Consider the following 9,937-nt stretch of genomic DNA (forward strand, 5'->3'; position numbering starts at 1 on the left):
ACGCAACTCAATCCTCGATGTATAGGGCCCTGCCGCGCCGCTCTCGGGGAGCCGCCGGCTACCGGGCTGGACGTTCAGGACCGGACGTACTGGGTGATGATCAGGTAGATCCCCCCGACCAGTCCCAGTAGCAGGCCGATGGGCAGGAACAGCGTGTCGAACCCGAGGGCCGAATCCACCCCCCAGCCGATGAGCCCCCAGAAGGCCAGGCCCCCCAGCAGATACGAGAGGACCGCACCGGCGCTGGCGCGAGGGGGTTCGGCGCCCGCTCCCGCGTCTGTACGCTCGTTCATCTCGTCGCTCCGGAAGATAGCAGGAGGTGATAACCGTTCGCACATCCCCCCGCCCCAGGGGGCTCACCGGGCCTCCCCGGCCGGGTCGGCCTGCTGGGCCTGCGACGGTTCGTCCTCGGACTCGGAGTCGGGGACCACGGTCGGCTGCTTGACCCTCCTGCTCGCCACCGCCTGTCCGCCCAGCCAGCAGATGACGCAGGCCAGCGCGGTGAAGGCGAAGGCGGTGTGGTCGAAGGCCGCGGACCCGCCGAAGAGCACCAGGACGACCGCCAGAACACCGACCTTGGTGGTGTAGACCAGGAACGCGACCGGCAGCATGAGCTGCGGGTTCCTCTCGCCCGTGAAGGCGATCACCCAGGCCGACACCGCGAAGGCGCCCAGGACGAGCAGGGTGCCGTACAGGGCGCCGAGGAGTCCGTGGACGCCCGCCGCCGCCGTGGCGGCGGCCCCTCCGGGCAGANCGGCGGCGGCCGTGGGAATCGCGGCGCCGCGGAGGATCCGGGCGTCGTGTTCCTGCATGTGCGGAGCTCCGGGATGTTCAGTGGGGTGCTTGCTCGTGAAAGCTATCACAAGGTTTTCGGCCCCCGTCGTCCGGGACCTTTACCGCGAGCTTACCTAGGCCCGAGTTGTCCGGTTCCGGGGTACGGCTCCAGAGTAAGCGCTGCTCCCGGATGCTCCGCACCGCCCCCCTGGACTCGGCCCGCAGGCCCGGTGTCCCAGGAGTTCACAGAACCGACCACCGCTCGTCGCTCAGGGGCGGGCGGCGCGTGCGGCCCGCGCGGCGCGCCGCCGGCGCAGCCGGGGCAGGGTGATCAGTCCCACGGCGCAGGCCGCTACCAATGTGGTCACGGCCAGCACCGTGAACGGCGAGTCCAGCACCGACAGCGACACCGAGGCGAAGGCGATGATCGCCGCCCACAGGTACATCAGCAGCACGGCCCGCTTGTGCGAGTGGCCCAGCTCCAGCAGCCGGTGGTGCAGGTGCTTCTTGTCCGGGGCGAACGGCGACTTGCCCGCCATGGTGCGCCGCACCACCGCCAGCACCAGGTCGGCCAGCGGCAGCGCCAGCACCAGCAGCGGCAGCAGCACCGGGAGGAAGGCGGCCAGCGAGTGGATGCCGCCCAGCCCCCCGGCCTCGGGGGCGGCCTGGTTCTCGGGCAGGAAGAGCCCGGTCACCGAGATGGTGATGGAGGCCAGCAGCAGCCCCAGCAGCATCGACCCGGTGTCGCCCATGAACACCCGGGCCGGGTTGAAGTTGTGCAGCAGGAAGCCCACGCACACCCCGACCAGGATGATCGCGATCATCGCGGGGTAGGACTGGCGGTCGAAGCCGCGGTCCACGGCGGCCACGTAGTAGTAGGCGAAGAACGCCAGCGACGAGATGGCGACGATTCCGGCGGCCAGGCCGTCCAGCCCGTCGGCGAAGTTGACCGCGTTGATGGTGACCAGGACCAGCAGCACCGACAGCACCGCGCCCAGCCAGGGGCCCAGGGAGAGCTGCATGCCGGGAAGCGGCAGCCAGAGCATCTGCACCCCCTGGGAGACGAGGATGCCCGCGGCGGCGGTCTGCCCGGCCAGCTTGGGCACCGGGCCCATTCCCCACCGGTCGTCGATGATCCCGATCACGGTGATCAGGCCGCCGCTGAGCAGCAGCCCGGCCCAGATCTTGGCGGTGTCGGTGCGGAAGACCTCCTGCAGGTGCGGCAGCTGCGCCGAGATCAGCAGCGCCGCGGCGAACCCGCCGTAGATCGCGATGCCGCCCATCCGCGGGATCGGCTCGGTGTGCACGTCGCGGTCGCGCACCGGGGGCACGGCCCCGACCGCGATCGCCGCCCTCCGCACGAAAGGGGTCAGCAGATAGGTGACCGCCAGGGCGATGACGAAAGTGAGCGCGTACTCACGCACGGCGTGACCGGAGGCCTTTCACGGAGCTGGCTGGCTGGAGCGGCTTGCGGGTGCCCACGAACCTAGCACCCCCGGCGTCACGGTGCGGACGCCTCGCCCGGCCCCGTCCCGCCGTCGTCCGCGTCGGTCCCGGCACCGGGCCGGGCACCGGGCTCCGATTCGGAGTCGGTCTCGGCTTCGGGCTCGGGCTTGCGGCGCGGCTTGGCCTCACCGATCACCGTGCCGCACACCGCGCGCAGCTTCTCGATCGGGATGGCGCCCAGGCGCAGCACCCGCGGCACCGCGTAGGTCAGGTCCACGATGGTGGAGGGCACCGCCTCGGCGCAGGGCCCACCGTCCAGGTAGACCGCCACGCTCTCGCCGAGCTGGGCCTCGGCCTCGGCGGCGGTGGCCGCCGCGGGCTCGCCGGAGACGTTGGCGCTGCTGACCGCCATCGGGCCGGTCTCCTTGAGCAGCTCCAGGGCGACCGGGTGCATCGGCATGCGCACCGCGACCGTGCCCTTGGTGTCGCCCAGGTCCCAGGACAGGCTGGGGGTGGCCGTGCACACGATGGTCAGCGGTCCGGGCCAGAACTCCTCGATCAGGTCCTGGCCGTGCCCGCCCAGGTCGTCGACGAGGGCGTGCGCGGCGCGCACCGACCCCACCAGCACCGGCGGCGGCATGTCCCGCCCGCGCCCCTTGGCCTCCAGCAGCCCCGCCACGGCGGCGGGGCTGAAGGCGTCGGCGCCGATCCCGTACACGGTGTCGGTGGGCAGCACCACCCGCTCGCCCCGGCGCACGGTCGAGGCGGCGTCGGCGACCCCGTCCTTGCGCTCGGACTCCAGTGCGCAGTCGTAGCGGCGGCTCATCGGTCCCCTTCTCCCAGCGTCCTCAGGTGCTCAGTCGTCGGCGCGGCGCATGGCGACGAACCGGTCCCGGCGGGCCAGGTCCTTGCGGTTGCGCACGTCGCGCCAGCCCCGCTCCTCGGGGAAGAGCGGGGGGATGTCGATGCCCTGTCCGTCGCCGTGCTCGATGGCCATGGCGCCGCCGGGGCGCAGCAGCCGGCGGCCGACGGCCTCCAGGTCGCGGATCATGTCCAGCCCGTCGGCGCCGGCCCACAGGGCGGGGGCGGGGTCGTGGTCGCGCACCTCCGGGGGGACGGCGGCGGCCTGGCCGGTGGGCACGTACGGGGGATTGCTCACCACCATGTCCACCCGGCCGTCCAGCTCGGGCAGGGCGGTGCGCAGGTCGCCGTGGTGGGCGGTGACCCGCTCGCGGTGGCCGGAGGCGTCGATGTTGCGCTCGGCCCAGGCCAGCGCCCCGGGGTCGAGTTCGACCGCGTGCACGCGCGAGCGCGGCACCTCCTGGGCGATGGAGATCGCGATGGCGCCCGAGCCGGTGCCCAGGTCGGCCACGACGGGGTCGGCGACGTCCATGGCGCGCAGCGCCTCGATCGCCCAGTCGACCATCATCTCGGTCTCCGGGCGGGGGGTGAACACCCCGGGGCCGACCCGCAGCTCCAGGTAGCGGAAGTAGGCGCGGCCGGTGATGTGCTGCAGCGGCTCGCGGGCGGCGCGGCGGGCGACGCACTCCCAGTACAGGGCGTCGAAGTCGGAGTCGGCCACCTGGTGGAGCTCTCCTCGACGAACGCCGTGCACGAACGCCGCGAGCTCCTCGGCGTCGGTGCGGGGCGAGTCGACGCCCGCCTCGGCCAGCCTCAGCGTGGCGCGCGCGACTTCGTCGAGCAGGAAGTTCATGACTGGGCCTGCTCCAGCCTCTCGGTGGTGTCGGCGTCGATGAGGGCCTGCAGGACGCCGTCCAGGTCGCCGTCGAGGACCTGGTCGAGATTGTAGGCCTTGTAGCCGACCCGGTGGTCGGAGATGCGGTTCTCCGGGAAATTGTAGGTGCGCACCCGCTCGGAGCGGTCCACGGTGCGGACCTGGCTCTTGCGCTCGGCGGCCGCCTCGGCGTCGGCGCTGGCCTGGGCCTCGGCGTACAGGCGGGCGCGCAGGATGCGCATCGCCTGCTCCTTGTTCTGCAGCTGGCTCTTCTCGTTCTGGCAGGAGACGACGATGCCGCTGGGCAGGTGGGTGATGCGCACGGCCGAGTCGGTGGTGTTGACGCTCTGCCCGCCCGGCCCCGAGGACCGGTACACGTCGACGCGCAGGTCGTTCTCGTGGATCTCGACCTCGATGTCCTCGGCCTCGGGGACCACCAGCACCCCGGCGGCCGAGGTGTGGATGCGCCCCTGGGACTCGGTGACCGGGACGCGCTGCACGCGGTGCACGCCGCCCTCGAACTTCAGGCGGGGCCACACGCCCTCGCCGGGCTCGGGGGTGCCCTTGTTCTTGAAGGCGATGGTGATGTCCTTGTAGCCGCCCAGGTCGGAGGCGGTGGAGTCGATCACCTCGGTCTTCCAGCCCCGGTGCTCGGCGTAGCGCAGGTACATCCGGACCAGGTCCCCGGCGAACAGGGCGGACTCCTCGCCGCCCTCACCGGCCTTGACCTCCAGGATGACGTTCTTGTCGTCGGCGGGGTCGCGCGGGACGAGCAGCACGCGCAGCCGCTCGGTGAGGCGTTCGCGCTCGCCCTCCAGGCGCTCGGCCTCCTCGCCGAAGGAGCGGTCCTCGACGGCGAGCTCGTGGGCCGCCTCCAGGTCGCTCTCCACCTGCTGCAGCTCGCGGTAGGCGGCGATGACGGGGGTGAGCTGGGAGTACCGCTTGCCCAGAGAGCGCGCGCGGCCCGGGTCGGCGTGCACGTCGGGGTCGGCGAGCTGCTGCTCCAGTTCGTAGTACTCGCCGAGGAGGTCGTCCAGCTTCACGTGTCGTCAGTCCCCATCGATAGCGCGGTCGGGTCTCAAGGCGCGGCGCCGGGACGCGCCGTCGCACGTCCCGGCGCCGCTGCGGCTGGCGCTACTGGCGCTTGCCGAAGCGCTTCTCGAAGCGGGCGACCCGGCCGCCGGTGTCCATGATCTTCTGCTTGCCCGTGTAGAACGGGTGGCAGGCGGAGCAGATGTCGGCGCGGATGGCGCCCTCGGTCTTGGTGCTGCGGGTGGTGAAGCTGTTCCCGCAGGTGCACGTCACCTCGGTGACGACGTACTCGGGGTGGATGTCGGCCTTCACTGGGTCTCCTCGCTGTGTGCGGTCGCCGGACGCGCGCCGCGGAAGGAACGCTGAACACGGGTGCATAGGTCGGCGGCGCGCGGGAACCGGTACCGCCTCGGTCTCGTACGGACCTGGCGTGCCCCTGCCCTGGGCAGAGGGGTTCCTTCCCCTACCAGTCTGCCAGAGAGTGCAACAAGAACCGACCGGGACTACTTCCCGCCGTCCTTCCCGCGCCCGGTGCCGGTGACATCCTCGCTGGGGTAGTCGTCGGGGGTGGGCGAGGGGGACGGCTCGGCGGGGGCGCCCTCGGGGCACATGGCCAGCTCGATCATGGCCCAGGCGGGCGGGTCGGGGTCCTCGCGGTAGCGGGCCTGGAAGACGGTCAGGTCGCGGTCCTCGGAGTGGACGGTCCAGGTGCGGTGGCCGGGAATGTTGCCGGGGTGCATCCACACCCGGGTGCCGCAGGACAGGGTGTAGGAGCGCGGGCCCAGGGCGTACCCGTAGTCGCCGGAGTTGTAGGCCTGGACGGTGAGCATCTCCCGGAGCATGTCCTCGCCGAGCACCTCCCCGTCGAGCAGGGCGCGCCAGTAGGTGTTGATGTCGCTCACGGTGGACACGACCTGCGCCGTGCCGTACCAGCGGGAGGTGTCGAAGGCCGTGACGTCCTCGGCGGTGCGCCCGCCCGCGCCGTCGGAGACCCAGGCGTAGCCGTGCATGGACGGCTCGGGCACGCCGGGGCCGGAGGGGATGGAGGTGTCGGCCAGCTCCAGGGGGTCGAGGATGCGCGCCTGGACCTCCTGCGCGTAGGGATTGCCGGTGACGGCCTCGATGACCAGGGCGGCCAGCACGTAGTTGGTGTTGGAGTACTCCACGTCGGTGCCGGGGGCGAACACCGGGTCGTGCTCGTTGGCGATCTCCACCAGCTCTTCGGGGCTCCAGGACCGTTCGGGGTCGCTGCGCACGCTGGGCATGGCCTTGTTGTAGCTGTACAGCCCGCTGGTGTGGCTGAGCACCATGCGCAGGGTGATCGCCTCGCCGCCGTCGACCAGGCCGGGCAGCAGGTCCTCCAGGGTGTCGTCGAGGCGGAGCTCGCCCTCCTCGGCGAGCTGCAGCACGGTGGCGGCGACGAACGGCTTGGAGATGCTGGCCACGCGGAAGTGCGCCTGCGGGTCGACGGGGTCGCGGGAGGACAGGTCGGCCACGCCCGCCGCACCGGTCCAGGAGTCGCTGCCGCCCTCGTTGTGCTCGACGTACTCGGCCACGGCGCCGCTGGCCGAGCCCCCGGCCACCGTCGCGTTCAGCGCGCGCTGCAGGGCCAGGCGGCGCTCTTCGCCGATGCGCGGCGGGTCGGGGGGCGGGGACGAGGCGGACGGCGCCGGAGCCGGGGCGTCGGAGCTCCAGGGGGCGGCGACGAACACGCCCCCGGCGGCCAGTGCGACCGCGCACACGCCCGCGGCCGCGGCCCATCTCTTCTTGTCCATCGCGTGGCATGGAAGCACGGAACCGGTGTTTTGGCGAACCGCTGTGCGGGTAGGGACAGGCGGTTATCCTCCGTCCCCCGCGGTCGCGCGCGCCGCCGCCTCGGCCCTGTCCCGGCGGCGCAGCAGCACCACCGCCGCGGCCAGCGCGAGCAGCAGCGCCGCCAGTTGGACGGCCCCGGCGCCGCCTCCCGCCCCGTAGGCGAAGAGGTAGGCCAGCGAGCCCGACGCCAGCAGGTAGTACGTGAGAGGGATCACGGTCTGCCGGATGAGATCCCCCTCCCGCCCGGCCAGGCCGACCACCGCGGACGCGGCGACGACGTTGTGCACCGTGACCATGTTCCCGGCGGCGCCGCCGACCGCCTGCGCGGCCACCACGGTGGCGGGCGCGGCGCCGATCTGCTCGGCGGTGGAGAACTGGAACAGGGAGAACATGAGGTTGGAGACGGTGTTGCTGCCGGCGACGAACGCGCCGAGCGCGCCGATCCACGGGGCCAGAAGCGGCCAGGCGCCGCCGCCGACCGCGGCCGCGCCCTCGGCGAGGGTGAGCGGCATGCTCGCGAGCCCGGCGCCGGAGAACTCCTCGCCGCTGTTGATGAAGACGCGCACCAGCGGCACGGCGAACAGCAGCGCCACCGCGGCCCCGGCGAGCTGGCCCCCGGCGGTGCGCCAGGAGGCGGCGATGCGTCCCCCGCCCATCCGGTGCAGGGCGTAGGTGGCCAGGCAGACGGCGATGAACGCGGCGCCCGGGGAGTAGAGCACCGGCACCGCCTGGCCGATGCCGGTGCCGAGGATGTCGTCGGCGCCCAGCTCCACGCCCTCCAGCCACTCCTTGGCCGGGGCGATCATCCGGGTGGCGATGAGGACGGCGGCCACCAGGAGGTAGGGCGCCCAGGCGCGGAGAAGGCCGATGCGGGGGCCGTCGGCGGGCGCGGTGTCGGGCACCAGGCGGCCGGTCCAGCGCTTCTCCCACTCCGAGCGGGGCGGGAAGTCCCAGGGCTCCTTGGGCATCAGGAACCCGGCGCGGGCCGCGGCGACGACGATCAGCAGCCCGGTCAGGCCGCCGAGCAGGGAGGTGAACTCCACCCCCAGGAAGGCGTTGTACAGGACCGAGGGCACCACCATGGCCAGGGCGGCGAACAGGGCGAAGGGCCACACGGCCAGGCCGTCGGTGAAGCGGCGGGGGGCGGCGGCNACAGGAAGACCGGGACGAGGGTGCCGGTGAGGGCGTGCAGCAGCGCCGTCTGCAGTCCGATGCCGTCGATGAGGGCGGTGAAGGTGGTGCCGGTCTCGGCGGTGTGCGCCTCGACGTTCGGCGCGCCCTCCAGGCCGCCGCTGACGCCCACCAGGATGGGGGTGCCCACGGCGCCGAAGCTCACCGGCGTGGACTGGATGATCAGTCCGACCATGACGGCGGCCATGGCGGGGAAGCCCAGGGCGAGCAGCAGCGGGGCGACGACGGCGGCGGGGGTGCCGAAGCCGGAGGCGCCCTCGATGAAGCTGCCGAACAGCCAGCCGATGATGACCGCCTGCACCCGGCGGTCGGGGCTGATGCCGGTAAAGGTGGCGCGGATGGTGGCGATGGCCCCGCTCTGGGTGAGCGTGGCCAGCAGGAGCAGGGCGCCGAAGACGATGTAGAGGAGTCCGGCGGCCAGGATCAGGCCCTGGACGGTGGAGGCGGCGATGACCGTCGCGTCCACGTCCCAGACGAGGGCGGCGACGGCCACGACCACCGCGTACCCGGCGGGCATGGCGTACTTGGCGGGCCAGCGCAGCCCCACCAGCAGGATGCCGACGGTCAGGACGGGGGCCAGGGCGAAGAGGCTGAGCAGGGCGAGGTCGTCCATCCAGGCAACTCCCGAGGGGGGCGGAGTACACCGTATACACGAGCTGGAAGGATGCTAAGCCCGGTGTGTGGGCCCCGTAAAGGCGCCCGGGACGCGAAAAGGCGGCCCCGTCCCGGAGGGAGGGGGCCGCCGAAGCGCTCGGGCACGCGGGCTAGTCGCCCCCGGGGCTGGTCTTCTGCACCTGCATCAGGAACTCGGCGTTGCTCTTGCTGTCCTTCATCTTGTCCAGGAGCAGCTCGACCGCCTGCTGGGTGTCCAGCGCGTGCAGCACCCGGCGGAGCTTCCAGATGATGGACAGCTCCTCCTGGGACATGAGGATCTCCTCCTTGCGGGTGGAGGAGGCGTCCACGTCCACGGCCGGGAAGATGCGCTTGTCGGCCAGGGACCGGTTGAGCTTGAGCTCCATGTTGCCGGTGCCCTTGAACTCCTCGAAGATGACCTCGTCCATCCGCGAGCCGGTGTCCACCAGCGCGGTGGCCAGGATCGTCAGCGAGCCGCCGTTCTCGATGTTGCGGGCGGCGCCGAAGAACCGCTTGGGCGGGTACAGCGCGGTGGAGTCCACACCGCCGGACAGGATGCGCCCGCTGGCCGGGGCGGCCAGGTTGTAGGCGCGGCCCAGGCGGGTGATGGAGTCCAGCAGCACGACCACGTCCAGGCCCATCTCCACCAGGCGCTTGGCGCGCTCGATGGACAGCTCGGCCACGGTGGTGTGGTCCTCGGCCGGGCGGTCGAAGGTGGAGTGGATGACCTCCCCCTTGACCGTGCGCTGCATGTCGGTGACCTCTTCGGGCCGCTCGTCGACAAGGACGACCATGAGGTGGCACTCGGGGTTGTTCTCGGTGATCGCGTTGGCGATGGACTGCAGCACCATCGTCTTGCCCGCCTTGGGCGGGGAGACGATCAGCCCGCGCTGCCCCTTGCCGATCGGCGCGACCAGGTCGATGATCCGCGTGGTCAGCACGTTCGGCTCGGTCTCCAGGCGGAGCCGGTCCTGCGGGTACAGCGGGACGAGCTTGGAGAACTCGGGGCGGTTGCGGGCCTGGTCGGGCGCCATCCCGTTGATGGTGTCCAGGCGCACCAGCGCGTTGAACTTCTCGCGGCGCTCGCCCTCGCGGGGCTGGCGCACCGCGCCGGTGATCGCGTCGCCCTTGCGCAGGCCGTACTTGCGCACCTGGGCCAGCGAGACGTAGACGTCGTTGGGCCCGGGCAGGTAGCCGGTGGTGCGCACGAACGCGTAGTTGTCCAGGATGTCGAGGATCCCGGCGACCGGCAGCAGGACGTCGTCCTCGCTGATCACGGGCTCGGGGTCCTGGCGGTCGCGGCCGCGGCGG

The 9,937-nt window shown here is 72.2% G+C and carries 9 protein-coding genes and 1 pseudogene; all 10 read right to left on the reverse strand.

Translation table 11 applies throughout. From position 1 onward, the window contains the following. Positions 1 to 74: 74 nt before the first annotated feature. The gene (locus tag D476_RS0116420) at positions 75 to 293 is read right to left on the reverse strand and encodes a hypothetical protein (RefSeq protein ID WP_017625025.1); all 219 of its coding nucleotides are present in this window, start codon (positions 291 to 293) and stop codon (positions 75 to 77) included. Positions 294 to 356: 63 nt separating this feature from the next. Continuing rightward, positions 357 to 812, reverse strand: coding sequence for a hypothetical protein (locus D476_RS0116425; protein ID WP_017625026.1), 456 nt, complete (start codon positions 810 to 812; stop codon positions 357 to 359). Positions 813 to 1,043: 231 nt separating this feature from the next. Next, positions 1,044 to 2,198 (reverse strand): glycosyltransferase family 4 protein, encoded by a 1,155-nt coding sequence (locus tag D476_RS0116430; protein ID WP_017625027.1) that lies wholly within the window; start codon positions 2,196 to 2,198, stop codon positions 1,044 to 1,046. 77 nt (positions 2,199 to 2,275) lie between these two features. Then, positions 2,276 to 3,046, reverse strand: a complete 771-nt coding sequence (locus D476_RS0116435; RefSeq protein WP_017625028.1) for an L-threonylcarbamoyladenylate synthase — start codon at positions 3,044 to 3,046, stop codon at positions 2,276 to 2,278. Between the two features lie 30 nt (positions 3,047 to 3,076). Beyond that, positions 3,077 to 3,934 (reverse strand): peptide chain release factor N(5)-glutamine methyltransferase, encoded by an 858-nt coding sequence (gene prmC, locus D476_RS0116440; RefSeq protein ID WP_017625029.1) that lies wholly within the window; start codon positions 3,932 to 3,934, stop codon positions 3,077 to 3,079. Continuing rightward, entirely contained in the window at positions 3,931 to 4,998 is a 1,068-nt protein-coding gene (gene prfA / locus D476_RS0116445) for a peptide chain release factor 1 (protein ID WP_017625030.1), read from the reverse strand. The genes prmC and prfA overlap by 4 nt, the downstream gene beginning before the upstream one ends. Before the next feature lie 91 nt (positions 4,999 to 5,089). Next, positions 5,090 to 5,299: a 50S ribosomal protein L31 gene (rpmE, locus tag D476_RS0116450; protein WP_017625031.1), complete on the reverse strand. Its 210-nt coding sequence runs from the start codon at positions 5,297 to 5,299 to the stop codon at positions 5,090 to 5,092. Positions 5,300 to 5,490: 191 nt separating this feature from the next. Beyond that, positions 5,491 to 6,762, reverse strand: a complete 1,272-nt coding sequence (locus tag D476_RS0116455) for a serine hydrolase domain-containing protein (protein WP_017625032.1) — start codon at positions 6,760 to 6,762, stop codon at positions 5,491 to 5,493. Positions 6,763 to 6,825: 63 nt separating this feature from the next. Beyond that, a pseudogene (locus D476_RS33540) lies at positions 6,826 to 8,606 on the reverse strand (L-lactate permease). A 151-nt stretch (positions 8,607 to 8,757) separates the two neighbouring features. Further along, the coding region (rho, locus tag D476_RS0116465) for a transcription termination factor Rho (protein ID WP_017625033.1) at positions 8,758 to 9,937 on the reverse strand (1,180 nt) is incomplete at its 5' end.

Source organism: Nocardiopsis chromatogenes YIM 90109 (assembly GCF_000341185.1).
Lineage (GTDB): Bacteria > Actinomycetota > Actinomycetes > Streptosporangiales > Streptosporangiaceae > Nocardiopsis_A > Nocardiopsis_A chromatogenes.